This is a genomic window from Nocardia sp. AB354 (assembly GCF_049538315.1).
Lineage (GTDB): Bacteria > Actinomycetota > Actinomycetes > Mycobacteriales > Mycobacteriaceae > Nocardia > Nocardia nova.
The window spans coordinates 63,105-81,395 of sequence record NZ_JBMVFU010000025.1 but is presented as its reverse complement, the minus strand read 5'-3'; the positions used below and the strand labels follow the sequence as shown (position 1 = coordinate 81,395).

General features: G+C 67.2%; 19 protein-coding genes and 2 tRNA genes. 8 read left to right on the top strand and 13 right to left on the bottom strand.

Annotated elements, in window-relative coordinates; all coding sequences use genetic code 11:
* Positions 1-43: 43 nt before the first annotated feature.
* On the top strand, positions 44-469 hold the full coding sequence (locus ACPCUW_RS28620; protein ID WP_030517926.1) for a holo-ACP synthase: 426 nt from the start codon (positions 44-46) through the stop codon (positions 467-469).
* Between the two features lie 143 nt (positions 470-612).
* Here the strand turns inward: ACPCUW_RS28620 and ACPCUW_RS28615 are convergent, their stop codons facing one another.
* Positions 613-1,242, bottom strand: a complete 630-nt coding sequence (locus tag ACPCUW_RS28615; RefSeq protein WP_228533674.1) for a TetR/AcrR family transcriptional regulator — start codon at positions 1,240-1,242, stop codon at positions 613-615.
* Between the two features lie 328 nt (positions 1,243-1,570).
* On the opposite strand from ACPCUW_RS28615, the gene ACPCUW_RS28610 reads away from it, so the two are divergent.
* Positions 1,571-2,848, top strand: coding sequence for a hypothetical protein (locus ACPCUW_RS28610; protein WP_423428238.1), 1,278 nt, complete (start codon positions 1,571-1,573; stop codon positions 2,846-2,848).
* Positions 2,849-2,919: 71 nt separating this feature from the next.
* Here the strand turns inward: ACPCUW_RS28610 and bcp are convergent, their stop codons facing one another.
* On the bottom strand, positions 2,920-3,393 hold the full coding sequence (gene bcp / locus ACPCUW_RS28605) for a thioredoxin-dependent thiol peroxidase (protein ID WP_064906415.1): 474 nt from the start codon (positions 3,391-3,393) through the stop codon (positions 2,920-2,922).
* A gap of 100 nt (positions 3,394-3,493) precedes the next feature.
* Between bcp and ACPCUW_RS28600 the strand changes: the two genes are divergently transcribed.
* Positions 3,494-3,718: a DUF3618 domain-containing protein gene (locus ACPCUW_RS28600; RefSeq protein ID WP_030517930.1), complete on the top strand. Its 225-nt coding sequence runs from the start codon at positions 3,494-3,496 to the stop codon at positions 3,716-3,718.
* Positions 3,719-3,795: 77 nt separating this feature from the next.
* On the opposite strand, the gene ACPCUW_RS28595 is transcribed toward ACPCUW_RS28600, so the two are convergent.
* Together ACPCUW_RS28595 and ACPCUW_RS28590 are read right to left on the bottom strand one after the other, a co-directional pair.
* Positions 3,796-4,110 (bottom strand): excalibur calcium-binding domain-containing protein, encoded by a 315-nt coding sequence (locus ACPCUW_RS28595; RefSeq protein ID WP_063015339.1) that lies wholly within the window; start codon positions 4,108-4,110, stop codon positions 3,796-3,798.
* A 128-nt stretch (positions 4,111-4,238) separates the two neighbouring features.
* Positions 4,239-5,216 carry a pirin family protein gene (locus tag ACPCUW_RS28590; protein ID WP_064906417.1) on the bottom strand — a complete coding sequence of 326 codons (978 nt, stop codon included), beginning with the start codon at positions 5,214-5,216 and terminating at the stop codon, positions 4,239-4,241.
* Positions 5,217-5,275: 59 nt separating this feature from the next.
* On the opposite strand from ACPCUW_RS28590, the gene ACPCUW_RS28585 reads away from it, so the two are divergent.
* On the top strand, positions 5,276-5,767 hold the full coding sequence (locus ACPCUW_RS28585; protein ID WP_423428236.1) for a MarR family winged helix-turn-helix transcriptional regulator: 492 nt from the start codon (positions 5,276-5,278) through the stop codon (positions 5,765-5,767).
* A 96-nt stretch (positions 5,768-5,863) separates the two neighbouring features.
* On the opposite strand, the gene ACPCUW_RS28580 is transcribed toward ACPCUW_RS28585, so the two are convergent.
* The 4 genes from ACPCUW_RS28580 to ACPCUW_RS28565 form a co-directional block, all read right to left on the bottom strand.
* Positions 5,864-6,904, bottom strand: a complete 1,041-nt coding sequence (locus tag ACPCUW_RS28580; RefSeq protein WP_423428235.1) for a crotonase/enoyl-CoA hydratase family protein — start codon at positions 6,902-6,904, stop codon at positions 5,864-5,866.
* A gap of 106 nt (positions 6,905-7,010) precedes the next feature.
* Complete coding sequence (locus ACPCUW_RS28575) at positions 7,011-7,349, bottom strand: hypothetical protein (RefSeq protein ID WP_030517823.1); 339 nt, start codon at positions 7,347-7,349, stop codon at positions 7,011-7,013.
* A 148-nt stretch (positions 7,350-7,497) separates the two neighbouring features.
* Positions 7,498-7,941, bottom strand: a complete 444-nt coding sequence (locus ACPCUW_RS28570; protein WP_423428234.1) for a YbaB/EbfC family nucleoid-associated protein — start codon at positions 7,939-7,941, stop codon at positions 7,498-7,500.
* A gap of 102 nt (positions 7,942-8,043) precedes the next feature.
* The gene (locus ACPCUW_RS28565; RefSeq protein ID WP_423428232.1) at positions 8,044-8,652 is read right to left on the bottom strand and encodes a helix-turn-helix domain-containing protein; all 609 of its coding nucleotides are present in this window, start codon (positions 8,650-8,652) and stop codon (positions 8,044-8,046) included.
* A gap of 111 nt (positions 8,653-8,763) precedes the next feature.
* Here ACPCUW_RS28565 and ACPCUW_RS28560 point away from each other — a divergent pair, with 111 nt between their 5' ends.
* The gene (locus tag ACPCUW_RS28560; protein ID WP_423428230.1) at positions 8,764-9,582 is read left to right on the top strand and encodes an MBL fold metallo-hydrolase; all 819 of its coding nucleotides are present in this window, start codon (positions 8,764-8,766) and stop codon (positions 9,580-9,582) included.
* Between the two features lie 140 nt (positions 9,583-9,722).
* On the opposite strand, the gene ACPCUW_RS28555 is transcribed toward ACPCUW_RS28560, so the two are convergent.
* Positions 9,723-9,795: transfer RNA gene (locus ACPCUW_RS28555), tRNA-Lys, on the bottom strand.
* 348 nt (positions 9,796-10,143) lie between these two features.
* Here ACPCUW_RS28555 and ACPCUW_RS28550 point away from each other — a divergent pair.
* Together ACPCUW_RS28550 and ACPCUW_RS28545 are read left to right on the top strand one after the other, a co-directional pair.
* Positions 10,144-11,328, top strand: a complete 1,185-nt coding sequence (locus ACPCUW_RS28550) for a L,D-transpeptidase (RefSeq protein ID WP_063015346.1) — start codon at positions 10,144-10,146, stop codon at positions 11,326-11,328.
* A 593-nt stretch (positions 11,329-11,921) separates the two neighbouring features.
* The gene (locus tag ACPCUW_RS28545; RefSeq protein WP_423428228.1) at positions 11,922-13,151 is read left to right on the top strand and encodes an alpha/beta fold hydrolase; all 1,230 of its coding nucleotides are present in this window, start codon (positions 11,922-11,924) and stop codon (positions 13,149-13,151) included.
* Positions 13,152-13,331: 180 nt separating this feature from the next.
* Here ACPCUW_RS28545 and ACPCUW_RS28540 read toward each other — a convergent pair.
* Together ACPCUW_RS28540 and orn are read right to left on the bottom strand one after the other, a co-directional pair.
* Positions 13,332-13,404, bottom strand: a tRNA-His gene (locus ACPCUW_RS28540).
* Between the two features lie 54 nt (positions 13,405-13,458).
* A complete protein-coding gene (orn, locus tag ACPCUW_RS28535) occupies positions 13,459-14,097 on the bottom strand; it encodes an oligoribonuclease (RefSeq protein WP_423428227.1) in 639 nt (212 codons plus the stop codon).
* A 169-nt stretch (positions 14,098-14,266) separates the two neighbouring features.
* Between orn and ACPCUW_RS28530 the strand changes: the two genes are divergently transcribed.
* Positions 14,267-15,949 (top strand): helicase HerA-like domain-containing protein, encoded by a 1,683-nt coding sequence (locus tag ACPCUW_RS28530; RefSeq protein WP_423428226.1) that lies wholly within the window; start codon positions 14,267-14,269, stop codon positions 15,947-15,949.
* Positions 15,950-16,000: 51 nt separating this feature from the next.
* On the opposite strand, the gene lysA is transcribed toward ACPCUW_RS28530, so the two are convergent.
* Positions 16,001-17,344 carry a diaminopimelate decarboxylase gene (lysA, locus tag ACPCUW_RS28525; RefSeq protein ID WP_423428224.1) on the bottom strand — a complete coding sequence of 448 codons (1,344 nt, stop codon included), beginning with the start codon at positions 17,342-17,344 and terminating at the stop codon, positions 16,001-16,003.
* 146 nt (positions 17,345-17,490) lie between these two features.
* Positions 17,491-18,282, bottom strand: a complete 792-nt coding sequence (gene cmrA, locus ACPCUW_RS28520) for a mycolate reductase (RefSeq protein WP_063015350.1) — start codon at positions 18,280-18,282, stop codon at positions 17,491-17,493.
* Between the last annotated feature and the right edge of the window lie 9 nt (positions 18,283-18,291).

Sequence of the window (18,291 nt, the reverse complement as noted above, 5' to 3'; positions counted from 1 at the left end):
CCGATACCGATGATGGCCCGCCGAATCCGTAGGCTGCGGATTCATGACCATCCTCGGTATCGGCTTGGATCTGGTGACCATCTCCGATTTCGCCGAACAGCTCGAACGGGCCGGAACCACTATGCTCCGGGAGAGTTTCACCGCGGGTGAGCGGCGTTACTGTCAGAGCAAGGGCACCGATCCGGCCCGCAGTTTCGCGGCGCGGTGGGCGGCCAAGGAGGCCGTGCTCAAAGCATGGGCCACCTCGCGGTTCGCGCGCCGTCCGCAGATCGGTGACAACCCGTATCCGCTCATCGAAGTGGTGAACGACGCCTGGGGCCGGCCCAGCATCAAATTGCACGGGCTGGCAGCGGAATTCCTGCCGCGGGTGCGGGTTCACCTGTCGATCACGCACGACGGCGATACGGCCGCCGCGATGGTCGTCCTCGAGGATCCGGGCGAATTGGCCGATTTGATCGAAAACCCCTGAGGCGGTAGGGCTCCGGCACCCCGAGTCGGCCCGTCGCTCCTGCGAAGGCCGGAACCGGCGACGTCTCGCTCACACGTCGCCGGTTCCGCCCTTCGTCGGAGCGACGGAAAGCCCTGTCGGCGACAGGTGCGGATCGCGCGCGATCAGGCCGTCGTATCGCGTTGTCCGGTGCGCGATTCCTTCTCCGCGATCAACAGGTACGCGACCATGAGCCGCTTGAGTTCGGCCACGGCCGCCTCGTGGCTGAGCCCGTCCTGTACCGAGAAATTCAGCATCGAATACACCACGTGCACCAGCACCTGCGCCATCATCGAGCGGCGCCCGCGCGGGGTACGCGGCATCAGCGGCCGCAGCATCTGCTGCACCGCCTCGGCGAATTCCTTCTCGTGGATGGCGCCGGTGGCGCGGGTCGACGGGGTCGACTGCATGGCCAGCCACACCTCGCGCCGCGACGGATCGGTCATCCACAGTTCCGCGAGGTGGTCGACGAGTTTGTTCATATGCCGCAACCAGTCCATCGACGGAATTTCGCCGTGGAAGTCGGCCAGCTCCTGGGAAACGGCCACCAGATCCTGCCGATTCAATTCGCAGACGATGACGTATTTGTTGGCGAAGAACTGATACAGCGTGCCGATCGGCACCTCGGCGCGGGCGGCGACTTCCTCGCACGTGAACGATTCGAATCCGACCTCGACCAATAGTTCGCGCGACGATTGCAGCAGCGCATCGAATTTGCGCTTGCTACGTTCCTGGGTGGGCCGCCGGCGCGGCATCAACTCCTGCGGGTCGTCCTGCAGCTCCAACGCCGGATCAGGACGCCGGTTCGACCTCGGTGCCGTGCGCGCTTCCACCACATCCACCAGGCTAGCGGTAGCGACACGCGGATGACACACGGTGCCGACTTCTGTACCCGCGATTCGGTCCGATTCATAACCCATCCAAGCCGAATGTGGTGACGAACACATACCGAGTAGATCTACATCGGCGGGGGTGTGTCGATTTTCGATCATTCCCGCTGCGGCGTTGAACCGCTGCTCGGCGCAGCTTCTCCGGCGCGGTTCCTGCACACGGAAGGCCTGATCTGTGGTGGTTCGACCTGTGGTGACTCTCGGTGCTTCGATCGCTCGCGACTGCGTGGACGCGGTGGCCCTGCGCGAGGGAAGTGCGAAACTGACCGACCGGGTGCTCGCGCACCACGTGGCCGAACTGGGCGCCGCGTCGCCGGCCGGATTGCCCGGACTGATCGAAGCGCTGCTCGACGGGCTCGCCGCGCGGGTCGGCGCGGAGTACGAGATCGCCGGGGCGGCCGTGACCTATCGCGATGCCGCGGGCCGGCGGGCGGTCGTCACCGGCCTGGCTTCCGGGCCGTGGTACGAGGCCTCGCTGGTCTCGGCCAAGTCGGCGCATCTGGCACTGGCCCGCGCGATGACCTGGGCGAGCGAATTCGACCACCTGCTGATCTGCGAGCTGACCCCGGGATACCAAGGCTTCTCGCTGATTTCGCCGCATCGCGACCGCGTGGTCGCGGCCACCGCGACCGCCGCCGGTTTCGTCTCCGAGGATTCGCTGCGGCCGGGCATCGCCGCCGCCTGGGATCAGCTGGATGCGGCCGGTGTGCGGCCCAGCGCGGTCGTCGCGATCGGTTCGGAGGCAGAGCAGCCGGGGCTCGCCGCGGTGTTGTCGGCGGGGTTCAACGCGCCGGTGATTCCGTGCGCGGTGGCGGAGGCCGGGTCGGCGATCGGTGCGGCACTCGTGGTGCAGCCGGAGGCGTTCGTCGCGGGAACGGGGGAACGCGCACGGGTATCACGCAATTCGGTCGCGGTCGTCGCCGCGGCGAGCGTGCTGGCCGGCGGTCTGACCATCGGCGGCGTGCACGAGCTCACCGATCATCCGCGCTCGGATGCCACCACCCGCCTCGCCGACGCCCGCAACGCGCAGCCGAGCCGGGGGCCGCGCCACGCACGACCGGAACCGGGTCTGCCGGCGGTGGATTCGATTCCGGAATTGCCGGTCGACGGCCCCGCCGATCGGCCGTCATCGGGTCCGCGGCATGCCGCACCGGATCCGTCCGACGCCGATCCGGCCGCGGCGGGCTGGGGTTCGGACGGTTCGTCCTGGCTGGGCGTGCGCGGTTCGGATCCGGCGAGTGAGCCGAAGCGCCTGACCAAGGAGGCGCCGCAGCCGGATTCGGCGCAACCGCAGACGAAGTCGGTGATCCCCGCTCCGACCGAACCGGTCGGAGCGCCCAACGGCTCGCTGCTGTTTCCGGGCGAGCCGGCGCCGCCACAGCTCGGTACCGCCGAATTCACCGAGTGGTGGGACAACCACTGGCGGCTGACGCTGCGCTGGATGGTCGCGATGATGCCGCAGCGCGACTGAACAGCCGCGAAAACACCCGCGAGGGGGCCCGGGACGATCGTCTCGGGCCCCTCGTCTACGGTCGGTCCGCGCTACACCGACAGGTCGCGGCGCAGCTTCGCCACATGCCCTGTCGCGCGCACGTTGTACTGCGCCACCTGGATGACGCCCTGCTCGTCCACCAGGAAGGTGGAGCGGATGACGCCGGTGATGCGCTTTCCGTACATCGTCTTCTCACCGTAGGCGCCCCACGCCTGGAGCACTTCGCGGTCCGGATCGGAGAGCAGCGGGAAGGTCAGTTTCTCGTTGTCCCGGAATTTCGCCAGCTTGGCCGGTTTGTCGGGCGAAATACCGATGACGTCGAGGCCGGCCTCGTTCAGTTCGGTCAGGTTGTCGCGGAAGTCGCACGCCTGCTTGGTGCAGCCGGGCGTGCTGGCGGCCGGGTAGAAGTAGACGATCACCTTGCGGCCGCGGTAGTCCGCCAGCGACACCGGCTTACCGTCGGCGTCGGGAAGCGTGAAATCCGGCGCGGGATCGCCGGGGCCGAGTTTTTTGGTATCGGTCATGCCAGCACGGTAGCCCACCGATGTGACAACGGACGCGACATCGGGGGCGGCGGATAGACTCGACGCCCAGCGACCTACCGGAACGACAACAGGAGACAATGTGGCGAGGGATACCGAGCACATCGAGCGGGAGATCGAAGCCGCGCGCAATCGGCTCGCGGGCACACTCGACGAGCTCGCGGTGCGGGCGGACCCGCAGCGGATCGCCGACAACACGAAGAGGGCCGTGGTGGCGAAGGTGAACGAGCCGAAGGTGAAGTACAGCCTGATCGGCGCGGGCGCTCTGGTCGGCGTGCTGGTGCTGATCAAGATCTTCCGCCGCTGACGCCACAGAAACGACGGAACCCGGTGTGACACAGTGTCACACCGGGTTCTTTTCGTCTACGGCCAGTGCCGCGGGGATCAGACGGTCGGGCAGGCCATACCGGTGCCGTCGGGATCCAGGTGCGGCGAATAGCCGGGCTCACCACGGAACAGCGGAGCACGACCCGCCGCCCGGGCCTCGTCACAATTCTTGAACGTGCCTCCCGCCGAACCCGTCTGGGTCAGCCCCGCCGAGCCGGTGGCACCGATGGCATCGTCGATACCCGACGATCCGGTACCGGCGGAACCGGTGGGAACGAAACCGTCGGCCATGGCGGACGGGGCGGTGAGGACGATCGGGGCGGCGAGGGTGATCAAGCCCGCGCCGGTCACGATTAGCCTGCGAACGTTCATGTATTCCTCGATGTCAGCTGCGGTTGATACGGCGGACCGGCCGCACTCCCCGCGGTGGCAGGGCCGGAACCGCCGAGTCTACTGTTCTGATGGCGACCGCCGTTGTCAACCGCACGGCCGAGAGCCGCTTATTCACCCAGGCGGCGGCCCGTCATATGTTCCGCCGGAATATGTCCCATTCGTCCGGCCTCGAAATCCGTTATGGCGTCGATGATTTCCTGTTTGGAATTCATCACGAACGGCCCGTATTGCACGACCGGTTCACGAATGGGCGCGCCGCCCAGCAGTAGTACCTCGAATTGACCGGTGGGTCCGTCCTGGTGGTCGTCGGCGGTCAGCGCGACGGCCTCGCCGTGGCCGAGTACCGCCAGTTGCCCCTCGGTGAGGGTGCGGCCTTCGTCGCCGACAGTGCCGCTGCCGGCCAGCACGTACGCCATCGCGGTGAACTCCTGCGGCCACGGCGTTTCCAGCCGCGCGCCGGGGCTGATCGAGGCGTGCGCGTAGGCGATGGGCGTATAGGTCGAGCCGGGACCCTCGTATCCGCCGACATTTCCGGCGATGATGCGCACGAGTGCGCCGCCGTCGTGGGAGGTGACCAGTGTCAATTCGCTCGCGCGCAGATCCTGGTAGCGCGGGTCCGCCATTTTCAGCGACCGCGGCAGGTTGACCCACAGCTGCACGCCGTGGAAGACGCCGCCGGAGATCACCAGGTCCTCGGCGGGAAGTTCGTCGTGCAGGATGCCCGAGCCGGCGGTCATCCATTGGGTGTCGCCCTCGGCGATCGTTCCGCCGCCGCCGTTGGAATCGTGGTGGACCATGGTGCCGTCGATCATGTACGTGACGGTTTCGAAACCGCGGTGCGGATGCCACGGGGCGCCCTTGGCCTGGTAGGGCTCGTAGGCGACCGGGCCCATGTGGTCGAGCAGGATGAACGGATCCGCGGTGCGCACATCGAGGCTCGGGAAGGGCCGGCGCACCTCGAATCCGGCGCCCTCGAGTTGTTTGTGGGCGGTCGTCACGGTCCGGACCGGCCGCTGCCGCATGGTCTGCTCCGGTCGGGGCAGTCGCGGCAGCACCAGGATGTCGTCGACGGTGATCGCGGGCATGGTGTCCTCCTAGGCCGGTTGGTGTCCATGTCAACCAATTACTCGGTAGGATCATTCCCATGGTGCGGTGGCTGGACGAACAGGAGCAACGGACCTGGTCCGCGTACATCCGGCTGCGTCAGCGTCTCGACGCCGCGATGGCCGCCGGACTCGCGAGCGACGGGCTGTCGGTCTCCGATTACGAAATTCTGGTGGCACTGTCAGACGCGCGCGAGGGGAGTGTGCGTGCCCGCGACCTCGCCGCGCAGATCTGCTGGGACAAGAGCCGGCTGTCGAAGCATCTGGCGCGGATGGACAAGCGCGGGCTGGTGGTGCGGAGTCCGGCCGCCGACGACGCGCGCGGCCGGCTGATCTGTCTCACCGACTCCGGTCGCCGGGCGCTCGAAAAGGCCGCGCCCCGGCATGTCGAATTGGTGCGGCGGCTGTTCGTCGACCAGCTGACCGACGCGGAGGCGCGGGCGTTGCGATCGCTGGCGGACAAAGTGAGCGCGCGTGCCGAGAGCGAATCGGATATGCCGTCGGCGATCGGTGGCGCTGCGCACGCGGATTGAGGCGCACGCCGGACGGTCGTCCGAGTTTCCGATACCGAGGCTCCGAAGTCGTCGCGGCCGGTTCGATGCTCGGGTTGTTTCGTCCAGGCCGCGGATTCACCTGTCTTCGGTGCCATCCGACCGGTCGAATTGCGCCCGCTTCCAGTCGCCGAACGGTTCGTCGCGTTCACGCACCGCTTCCCGGAAGCCGACTGTGGCCGAGCGCAATTGGAACGCATAGCCTTCGCGCGTGTGCCGGGAGACGCCGTCGAAGACGGTGCTCACCATTCCCGAATTCGCGACGCCCTGGGCCAGCAGTGAGCTGTTGAGTGCCAATTTCGCCATGATCAGCTGATTGATCGGCATGCGCGAAATCCGTTCCAGCAGTTGCTCGGTGCGTTCGTCGAGCTCGTCCGCCGGACAGGACTCCACGGCCAGGCCCCACTCCTCGGCCTGCTTGCCGCTGAGGCAGTCGCCGGTGAACAGCAGCCGCTTGGCGCGCTGGTCGCCGAGCCGGTGCGCCCACATACCGGCCGCCGGAATGCCCCACACGCGTGTGGGTGGGTAGCCGATCTTGGTGTCGTCGGCGCAGATGATCTGATCGCAGAACAGGGCGATATCCGTTCCGCCGGCGACGGCGAATCCGTGCAGTTTGGCGACCGTCGGCTTGTTCGCGTGCAGCAGGCTGGAGAAGCCGCGGTTGAACCGGCTCATCATCTGATAGTCGACCATGGGATCCCAAGTGCCCCAAGGGTTGTGGTTGCGCGCCTGCACCACCGGGTCGAGAACGGTTCCGGTCGTGGGCTGGGCCGACACGGTGGGAGACAGGCCGTTCTCCGCGAAGATCGAGAGGTCGTAGCCGCCGCAGAATCCCTTGCCGCGCCCGGAAACCACCATCACGTGCACGCGCGGATCCAGATCCGCGCGCTCGACCGCGTGCGCGAGTTCGATCGGAGTATCGGCGGTGATGGCATTGCCGTGCTCGGGCCGGTCGAAGGTGATGCGTGCGATCCGGCCGGTCACCTCGTAGGTGAGGGTGCGGTAGGCCGGGTCCTGCTCCGGTTCGGGTCGGTCGGTGAACAGCGAGTCCTCGCCGCTGGTCAGGTCCTCGCGCCAGGCCGCGGGCCGGGTTCCGGAGTGGTGCGCGTCGTCGGTCACCCAAGAAGTGAACTCCAGTTCACTTCTTGCTGTCAAGGGGTGCCGCCGGTTGCCGATCGAGGGAGGAAGTAGGGGTTGCGGCGTGCGAGCGCGTCGGACCGGTGGTTCAGGGGGCCGGTTTTCCGTCGTCGGCGAGCCAGGGCGTCACCGGCGGCTTGATCCACAGGATCTTCTCGTCCGTGTGATCACGTTGTGCGGCAGGATGATTCGGGTTGCGGGCGGCCCACCCGTCCTTCTCGTCGAGCAGCCGCGCGACCAGCGCCCACGTTTCGTCGGTGCTGGGCGGATTGGTATCGGCGGCCCGCGCGAGTTTGCGGCGCGTGGCTGCCGGGATCGTCGCGAGTTCGGCGCCGGAGATTCCGCGCTGCCACAGATAGGCCGCGAGCCGTCGCGCCTTCTCGGCGCGGCCCTTACTGGCGTGGTCGGTATGTGCGTAGTCGGCCATATCGGTTCCCGATCGCGAGCGAATTGCCCACGAGCCTAGCCACGTCCCCGCCGAGCCGAATCAGAGGATCCACTCCGGTCGATAGTCGGCATGATCGGCCCAGCGCACTTGTGAGCCGGTCAACGGTTCCGTGGTCTGCCGGACTCGGCTATGGCGAAGTCCCGCCCGCCGACGTGTCGGTTCCCCGGAAGAATTCGCGGATGTCCCGGAGCATCGGCGACTCATCCAGGATGTCGGGGAGGTCGGGTTGGTCGTCCAGGTCGGCCGCGACCGACGCCGCGGCGGCCTCGCTCTGCCTGCGAGCCCGGTGGGCGGCCTCCTGTGTCGCCTCCACGATGGTGCGGACGAGTTCCGCCGCCGGCTTGCGCAGCGCGGCGGCCGACAGCGACAGATCGGTGAGAACGCCACCGGCGTCGACGGTCGCTGTGACCGAGCTGTCGGCGGAATCGGCTTGCACCCGAACCTTTTCCAGCTGCTGATTGATCTCCGCGAGCCGGGAGTGCTGTTGCTCGTAGGAATCGAGCAACCGCTCGACCTGGTTACGCAGTCCGCTGTTGGCCGACCGCAGGGCCTCCCGCCGCCACCGGTCCATATCGGTGTCCTCTCGTCGGCCGAACCGGGAGAGACGATTGTCCTCCACCCTGCGCGACAGGCCGGACGCTGCCTTCTCGGTGGTGGGAGGATCGGCGGCCGATCAGGTTCTGCGCGAGATGACCATGATGTATTCGCAGGGAGCGTTCGTCCGGTTGGCGAAGCCGTGGTCCGCGTCGGCCTGGAAGAACAGGGAGTCGCCCGTGTTCAGGGTTTCGCTGATCCCGCCGATCAACACGGTGAGGGCGCCGTCGAGCACCACGAGTTGCTTCTCGGTACCCGGCGGATACGCGGGCAGCAGCCCGGTGGAGACCTGTGCGGGGAGGTGGTGGACGATCATCTCGCCTGTTCCCGCGCCCGGAGCCGCGGACACCATGTGTCGTTCGAAGCCGGTTTCCGGGTCGCGGAAAACCGGGCGATCGCTCTTGCGCAGGACGACGGCCCCGCCGGATGCGGCAGCTGCCGACCCGCCGACCAGGTCCGAGAGCGACGCGTCGAGCGCGTGGGCGATTCTGGAGGCGACGCCGATCGTCGGGCTCTTCTCACCCCGTTCGACCTTGGACAACATCGCCCGGCTGACCGACGACTGTGTCGACAACTGCTCCAGCGTCAGCCCCGCCTCCTCGCGGCGTCGCCGCACATTGCCGCCGAACACGCCGGCAGGGTCGTCATCGCGGTGTGGTCCGGTCACCTTTGCCTCTTGCTCGACCACCGTGCTCCTCGATCGATGGGTATCTCGCCGTGCACAGTGTATGTTTCTTCTATAGAAGAATACATCTTCTATAGAAGATTTACGCGATCCGCGTGACACGACGGAGGTCTTATGCGTGTGGTTTCGAGTGGCAGGCTCCATGCCACGTTCGAATTCGGTGATCTGCAAGTGATTTCGCTGCGAGACGGATACATCGACATGCCGACGAGCCGGCTCCGCGACGAGAACGGGTGCCCGCTCGAGGAGCTGCCGGCCGCCGTGCCGCTGGTCGGCGACAATGTGAGGCTGGCGGTCAATGCCTTCTTCGTCACCGACGGCACGCGGTCGGTTCTCATCGACACCGGCGCGTCCGATGCGTGGCACGACCCCACCATGGGGTTGATCTACGACGCGCTCGACGAGGCGGGAATCGACCGGGCGCAGGTCACCGATGTGGCCATCACCCACGACCACGAAGACCACGTGAGCGGTCTGATCGCGCCGGACGGCACGGAGGCGTTCGCCGAACTCGAACGTGTGTGGATCGGCGCGGGCGACACGTCGGTGTTCACGGGTCGGCTGGCGCCGATCCGGGACCGGGTCGTCCCCGTGTCGGAGAAAATCGCGATCAACGATTGGGTCACCGCGATCCCGACACCGGGTCACACCCCCGGTCACACCGTCTACGACGTCAGCAGTGGCACCGCCCACCTTCTCGTCTGGGGCGACACGGTCCACGTCCCGGCCCTCCAGTTCGATCGGCCGAAGGTCTCCTGGGAGCTCGACGGCAACCAGTCCCAGGCCCGCGCTGCGCGGGCGGCCCTCCTCGAACAACTGACCCGGCCACGTCATTTCGTCGCCGGCGCCCACCTCGACTCACCCGGCATCGCCCGCGTAATCCCCGCCGGCTCCGGTTACGCGCTGGAATATCTGGCACCACCGATCGGCTGATCGAGCCCGGCGTCTCGGGGCCGCAGCGCGGGTGCAACAGCGTGTGGAATCCCGTTGTGACCGACTGGAATTCGCGGATCGTCCGGACCGGAACGCAGAAGACCCCTGACCGGCAATCCTGGTCAGGGGTCTTCGTGGAGTGCGCCATCAGGGACTCGAACCCCGAACCCGCTGATTAAGAGTCAGCTGCTCTGCCAATTGAGCTAATGGCGCTTGGACCTCCGGATCGGGCTGTGGGCTCCGTTCCGGTGCGGGAGAAACCATAACAGTTGGGTGCGCGGAAAGTGAAATCGCCTGTTCAAAGGCTATTCGAGAAGGCATCGTGATCTTGGATGAATGCGGTAACGGTTGGCGGGCCGGAAGGGATGAATCGGACGAGAGTGTGCGGGGCCGGCGCGTCGTGTTCAACCGGTTGCGACCCTTCCACCTGGCAGAATAGGTGGGCGTGGTCTCGACCGATCCCCGCATGCGTGGTGGGTTGAGCAGCGTGGCCGGTTTTCCCGGTTGCGTACGAGGCATGAAACGGGGTTGCACATGGGCGGACGTCGAGGCTCGCGGCGAATGAGAGCGCCGGCGGCGTGGTTGGGCGTGATGTCGATGCTCGCGCTCGCGGTGACCGGATGCAGTGATTCCGGGGCCGCGAACAACGGACCGGCGATCGAGGCGGCTTCGGCCATCGACCTGGTCAAACCGAAGGTGCTGACGCCGGTCGCCGACGGGGCGGTCGGGGTGCCGCCGGGCGATCCGATTCCGGTGAAGGTGGACAACGGGAAATTGACCGCTGTCACGTTGCTCACACCCGAGGGCAATCCGGTGGCGGGGCAGATCGCCCCCGACGGAACCTCGTGGCAACTGACCGAACAACTCGGCTTCGACCGCACGTATCGCCTGCAGGCCGATGCGGTCGGAATCGGCGGCACCACCTCGACGACAATCAGTTTCACCACTCTCGCACCGCGCAACAAGACGCATCCGTGGTTGCTGCCCGGTGAGAACGCGGTGGTCGGAATCGGTCAGCCGGTCGCGATCCAGTTCGACGAGAACATCCCGGATCGACGCGCCGCGCAGGATGCGATCAAGATCACCACGACACCGGCGGTGGAAGGCGCGTTCTATTGGGTGAACAATCGCGAAGTGCGTTGGCGCCCCGAGCATTTCTGGGCCCCGGGAACCAGTGTCGCGGTCGACGTGAACACCTACGGCCGCGATCTGGGTGGCGGGCTGGTCGGTGACTCCGATATCCATTCCAGCTTCACCATCGGCGATCCGATGGTCTTCACCGCCGACGACAACACCAAGATGGTCACCGTCGAACGCAACGGCCAGGTGATACGAACCATGCCGACCTCGATGGGCAAGGATTCCACGCCCACCCAGAACGGCATCTACATCATCGGCGACCAGTTCGACCACATGATCATGGATTCGTCCACCTACGGTGTCGCCGCCACCGGCCCCAACGGATATCGGACCCCGGTCGACTGGGCGACGCGCATGTCCTACAGCGGTATCTTCATGCATTCGGCGCCGTGGTCGGTCGGTCAGCAGGGCTATTCGAACACCAGCCACGGCTGCCTCAACCTGAGCCCGGCCGATGCCCGCTGGGTGTACGAGAACGCCAAACGCGGCGATATCGCGATCGTCAAGAACACCGTCGGTGACACCCTGTCCGGCGTCGACGGACTCGGCGACTGGAATATCCCGTGGGCGGAATGGAAGGCGGGCAACGCCGACACCAACCGCTGACGACGGCGAGACGAGCGGGCCTTCCGGATATCCGGAAGGCCCGCTCGTCGTTCGGGCTCCACGCGGTGATCGGACGCTACACTGGCTTCCGCCAATCCACTCCCGCGAAATCCGGGGCCGAGGCGCACAACACTCCGGCTCCCCGAAATCGCCTGTGTTCGTGGCTCTTCCGGGGCGATCGCCGCTCCGCTGCGTGGTTGGCGGTGGCTCCCGTGTGATTCGGTCTCGGCGTGCTGAAGGGTCAGGTCCTCATGGGTGGTGTAGAGCGGTACGCGGTCACGACCCCTGGGGGTCGTCGTTCTCGTGGTCGGCTGCGAGAGGTCGGCGGGGCTGTCGCGTCGGTGATCGTTGCCGTACTCGCGGTGACGATGGCCTCCGCTTCCGGTATCGCGGTCGCGGAACCCGCAGACCCGCTGGCGCGCTTTCATCGGCAACGTCTCGACTGGAGTGTATGCGACGATGCGGCCCTGGTAGCAGAGGGTGCTGTCTGCGCGGATGTCGCGGTGCCACTCGATTACGGCAGTCCGGACGGGCCTATCATCAGTATCGCGGTCTCGCGGATCCCGGCGAGCGATACAGCACACCGTCGCGGTGTGCTGCTGACCAATTCGGGCGGACCCGGTACGCCGGGGCTCGATGCGTTCGAACTCGTCGGTGATGTTCTCGAACCGGATGTGCTGAGCCGCTACGACCTGATCGGATTCGATCCGCGTGGCGTCGCCCACTCCGGGCGGCACCAGCGATGCGGCTGGCCGGTCGCCACCCCGATCCGCTCGGCAGGTATCGGATTACCGGGCTTCGTCACCGAAACGGCCCTGCAGGCACGGCTCGCCGCCGACTGTCTGGTGGGCGGTGACCTGGCCTGGATGCGGCAGCTCAGCACGCGCAACACCGCGCGCGACATGGACGTGATCCGTGCGGCACTGGGCGAGGACCGCATCAGCTATTACGGCGTCTCTTATGGCACGTATCTGGGCGCGGTCTACTCGCAGTTGTTCCCCGGCCGATCCGACCGCATGGTGCTCGACAGTGCCATCGATCCGCAGCGCTACTGGCTCGGCTTACAACAGGACTGGGGCCCGGCGGTGGAAGCGGCCTTCGACGACTGGGCCGGCTGGATGGCGGCTCGCGATCGGCAGTACCACCTCGGCGCTTCCGCTCCCGAGATACGCCGGCGAGTCGAGGCTCTCATCGATCGTGCGGCGCGGTCGCCGATCGTGGTCGAGGGCTTCGGCTTCGACGATCATGTCCTGCCGAATCTGCTGTGGACGATGTTGCGGGATGCGCGATTGAACGAGGCGCTGGCGGCATCGGTGCGAGCCGTTGCCGATGCGGCGGAGGGCCGCGCGCCCGCGGTGCCCGCGCAGCTGCACCAGCAGATCGAGTACTACGAGCACGACGAAGATTCGGTGATGGTGCAGATCTGGTGTGCGGACGCACCGATGCCCGCCGATCCCGCGTGGTACTGGAATGCGATCGAGGCGGCTCGCCCGACTCAGCCGATCTTCGCCGCACTGGCTGACAACATCCAGCCCTGTGCCTTCTGGCCACCGCCGGTGGAACCGCCCACCGTGGTCGACAACGATGTGCCCGCCCTGATCCTGTCCGCCACGGGCGACAACCGGACGCCCCATGCGCACTCACTGGCACTGCATCGGCAGATGGCGGGATCTCGCTTGATCACGTTGGCCGACACCAGGATCCACATGGTGCTGCGTCCGGGTTTGAGCACCTGCATTCTCGACACGACCAACGGCTACTTCCGGGACGGGGACTTCCCGGAAGACGATCGCACCTGCCGGCCCACCACACTGATCGAATGAGCCGTCCGACCGGTGCGCGCTCGACCAGGGTCGGCCGGCAACCGGATGGACTGAACGGTAACCGTGAGGCGCGCCACGTCCGCGCATCGCGATCGGGTCGGCGGACCGGACGGAAAGTCGACGACTCGACTCATGACGAAGGGGCAGGTCCGGAATCTTTTCCGGACCTGCCCCTTGCAGGGTGACCGACGGGACTCGAACCCGCGACAGCCAGGATCACAACCTGGTGCTCTACCAACTGAACTACGGTCACCATTGCCGGTAACAACCGGCGCGGTAGATGGTAGCGCGAAGACCGTCGGGAAACCTAATCGGCGGGTGCGGCGGGGGGCTCGGAACCGGTGAAACCGGCGCTGACCTGCGCGGCGATCTCGGCGATCTCGGCGGTCGAGGGGCCGGGGGCGGCAACGAACGCGGTCCGGCGGTAATACCGGAGCTCCCGGATGGACTCCTCGATATCGGCGAGGGCGCGGTGGGCCAGGCCCTTCTCCGGCTGACCGAAGTAGATGCGCGGATACCAGCGCCGGCACAGCTCCTTGATCGAGCTCACGTCGATCATCCGGTAGTGCAGGTGGGCGTCGAGTTCGGGCATGTCCCGGGCGATGAAGCCGCGGTCGGTGGCGATGGAATTGCCGGCGAGCGGCACGGTGCCGGGGGTGGGAACCCACTCGCGCACGTAGTCGAGAACCCGCTGTTGCGCCTCCTCCATGGTGACCGTGGAGCGTCGCACCTCGTCGGTCAGGCCGGATTTGGCGTGCATCTCCTGCACCACCGGCGGCATCGCCGCCAACGCGTCGTCGTCGGCGTGGATGACGATATCGACGCCGTCGCCGAGGATATTGAGATCGCTATCGGTTACGAGCGCGGCCACCTCGATCAGCTTGTCGCTGTCCAGGCGCAGGCCGGTCATCTCGCAATCCATCCACACCATCAGTTTGTCGGACACTCCGGCAACCTTAGTGCGCGGACGGTGCGAATCGGACCGACCGCACCGGATGCGTGCCGTCCGGCCCGTTGCGGCCGCTTTCCGGCAAACATCCCGCTACAGTTTGCCCAGGTATATGCGTGATTCCAGTGGTGTCGGCAGCGGTGGGCAGGGCGACGGAGGATCGGCGATGACCAGTTCCGAGGACAAGGCGGCGAAGGCGGCGGCGGCGCGCAAGGCGGCCGAGGAAGCGGCCCGGGTCGCGGCCGAGGCGGCGGCCGCGGCGGAGGCGGCCGAGGCCGAAGCCGCCGCGGAGCAGGCGCCGGAGCCGAAAATGGCTGCCGCCGAGACGGATTCGGCCGCCCAGCAGATCGCGGCGGGTTACGACTTCGAGGGTGCCGCGCTGGAACTGGGTGCGGTAGTCGTCGGCGGGGAGGTCGATCCGGCCGCGCGGGTCCGGATTCCGATGCGAACGCTGAACCGTCACGGTCTCGTCGCCGGCGCCACCGGAACCGGGAAGACCAAGACCCTGCAGGGCATCGCCGAACAGCTGTCCGCGGCGGGGGTGCCGGTGGTGCTCGCCGATGTGAAGGGCGATCTGTCGGGGTTGGCGCAGCAGGGCGAATCGAACGACAAACTCGCCGCCCGTGCCGCCCAGACCGGCGATACCGACTGGGCGCCGCACGGATTCCCGATCGAATTCGTCTCCCTCGGCACCGAGGGAATCGGCGTCCCGATCCGCGCGACCATCACCTCGTTCGGCCCGGTGCTGCTCAGTAAAGTGCTGGGGCTCAACGACACTCAGGAATCCACCCTCGGCCTGATCTTCCACTGGGCCGACACCCGGGGGCTGGCGCTGCTGGATCTGAAGGATCTGCGTTCGGTGATCCAGCACCTGACCAGTCCGGAGGGGAAGGAGGATCTGAAGGGGATCGGCGGGGTGTCGGGCGCGACGGCCGGGGTGATCCTGCGTGCGCTGGTGAATTTGGAGGCCGACGGCGGCGACACCTTCTTCGGTGAGCCCGAACTCGACCCCGCCGATCTGTTGCGGACCGCCGGCGGTCAGGGCGTGATCACGCTGTTCGAACTCGGATCGCAGGCGGCGCGGCCGGTGCTGTTCTCCACCTTCCTGATGTGGGTGCTGGCCGATCTGTTCCAGACCCTGCCCGAGGTCGGCGATGTCGACAAACCCGAGCTGGTCTTCATCTTCGACGAAGCGCATCTGCTGTTCGCCGACGCGTCCAAGGCGTTCCTGGAACAGGTCGAGCAGACGGTGAAACTGATCCGCTCCAAGGGGGTCGGCGTGTTCTTCTGCACGCAGTTGCCCACCGACGTGCCCAATGCGGTGCTGTCGCAACTGGGTGCGCGGATCCAGCACGCGCTGCGCGCGTTCACCCCCGACGACCAGAAGGCGTTGTCGAAGACGGTGCGCACCTATCCGAAGACCGCGGCCTACGACCTCGAGAACGCGCTCACCACGCTGGGGATCGGTGAGGCGATCGTGACGGTGCTGTCCGAACAGGGCGCGCCGACGCCCGTGGCCTGGACCCGGCTGCGCCCGCCGCGGTCGCTGATGAACACCATCGGCGAGGACGGGATCCGCTCGCGCGCACAGTCGAGCCCGCTGTTCGAGAAGTACGGCCGGACCGTGGACCGGGAATCGGCCTACGAGATGCTGGCCGCGAAAGTGGTTGCGGCCGAACCGGAACCGCAGGCGGTGCCGCAGGGCTCCGGCGGGCGTGCACCGGAGCCGGACGTCTCGGCGGCGGAACGGATCATGAGCAATCCGGCGGTGAAGAGTTTCCTGCGTTCGGCGGCCTCGGCCGCGGGCCGCGAGATCAGCCGCAGCCTTTTCGGCACCCGCAAGCGCTGAGCGCTCCCTGACGCCGGGCAGGCGTCACCGGCCCGCGCGCGGAGGTGCCACTCAACCGAGATCGCGCAGCAGCAGATCCGCCACGGTCTCGCGGCGCACCAGCTCTCGCATCCTGCCGTGACGGAGCGCGACGATCGGCGGCCGCCCGACGCCGTTGCAGGCCGACGCCAGGCTGTGGTGGTAGGCGCCGGTGCACGGAATCGCCAGCAACTCACCGACGTGCAGATCCGCGGGTAACCGGATATCGGCGGCGAGGACGTCACCGGCTTCGCAGTAGCGTCCGGCCACGGTGGCGGTGATGGTCGGTCCGGTGGGATGCCGGTTCGCCACCACCGCGTCGTAGCGCGCCCCGTAGAGGGCGACCCGCGGATTGTCGTTCATTCCGCCGTCCACGATCACGAACGTTCGTCCGCCCGGCACATGCTTGATCGCGGTGACGCGATAGATCGTCACGCCGGCGCGAGCGACGATGCCGCGGCCCGGTTCCATCGCGATCACCGGGCGGGGGAAGCGGTTTCGCGCGCACGCCGCGTCCAGGGCGTCGTCGATGATGTCGGCCAGCTCCGAGAGATTCAGTTCCGCGTCGCCCGTGCGATAGGCCACCGCATGCCCGCCGCCCAGATCGAGCTGGGTCAGCACGACGCCGTAGTCGTGCCGGACCTCGGCCATCCGCGCGACGAGCCGTCGCACCGCATCCCCGTAATGGTCGGGGGTGTGGATCTGCGAGCCGAGGTGGCAGTGGAAACCGCGCAGATCGAGCAGGGGATGGTCGATGATCGTCCGGATCGCCTCCTCGGTGGTCTCGTCGTGCAGGCCGAAGCCGAATTTCTGATCGCTGACCCCCGTGCGGACGGCCGGATGTCCGTGCACGTCGATATCGGGTGTCAGGCGCAGCAGAACCTGCTGCGGCCGTGTGACCACCGTGCCCAGCAGACTCACCTCGGTAAGCGAGTCGATCACGATCCGCCCCACGCCGGCGCCGACCGCGTATTCCAGTTCGGCGAACGGTTTCCCGCTGCCGTGCAGGATGATCCGACGCGGGTCCACCCCGGCCGACAGGGCGATCGCCAGTTCGCCGGCCGAGCACACATCGATGCCGAGACCTTCCTCGGCCACCAGCGCCGCGATCGTCCGAGTCAGCAGAGCCTTTGCGGCGTAGACGATTTCGGCATCGGGGAAGTGTTTGCGGTACGACCGGCAGCGGGTGCGGATCTCGCTGTCACCGATCACATAGGTCGGTGTGCCGTAGCGGTCGGCGACATCGTCGAGGGCGACCCCGTCGACGGTGATGCGGCCCAGTTCGTCGTAGTGCGTCCGGTACGGCCACACGGTGGTGTCCAATCGCGGGGATGCCATCCCCGAACGTAAGGACGGGAACATCTCGAGCAACGTCACGGCGTGTCTCCTGTGGTTCCCCGCTTTCCTCCTCGACTGCGGGGGTCACTCTCAGGACTACGCCGCGCAACGGTGCCGGAACCGTCTCGATACGCCGTCTTGACCAGCGGCGCCGCGATCTTGACGCCGCCCTGACACCCTGCGGATCAGCCGGCCAGCTTCTTGTAGAACGAGCCGACGATGGGCGCGGTGAGCGCCCGCGGCGCGTACTGGCCGGCAACGCTCATACCCTTGCTGATCAGGCCGGGAACGACGCGCATCTTGTTGCGCGCCAGGGCGTCGATGGAGATTTTCGCGGTGTAGGCGGCCGACACCCAGATGAAGTCCGGGATCTTGCTGCCGACCTCTTCCTGGTCGGGATTGTCGGTGCGCACCGGGCCCGGCGCCAGCAGCGTGACATGCACGCCGCTGCCGGTCAGCTCGCCGCGCAGCGATTCGGAGAAGGTGTTGGTGAAGGCCTTGGTCGCGGCATAGGTGGCGTTGTTGGGGATGGCCATGTTCCCGGCCGCCGAACCGGTGATGAGGATGCCGCCGCCGCGGGCGAGCATGCCGGGCAGCACCGCCAGGGTCAGATCGTGGACCGCGACCGCGTTCAGTTCCATCACCGAGCGCTCGACGTCGGCGTCCAGGTCGGCGACTGCGCCGAAGGTGGCGACACCGGCGTTGTTGCACAGGATGGCGATCTCCCGGCCGGCCAGCTCGGCCACCAGCGGTGCGCGCTGTTCGCGATCGGACAGGTCCACCGCGCGAACCTCGGCGGTCACTCCGTAGGTGTCGGTCAGCCGCTGTGCCAGCTCGGCGAGCAGGTCGCCGCGCCGGGCGACCAGGATGACCGAATAGCCGCGTTTGGCGAGCTCCTCGGCCAGAGCGGTTCCGATCCCGGAGGACGCTCCGGTGACGACGGCACGATTGTCGGCGGTGGGTGCAGGCAAGCTCACGGTCGCCGA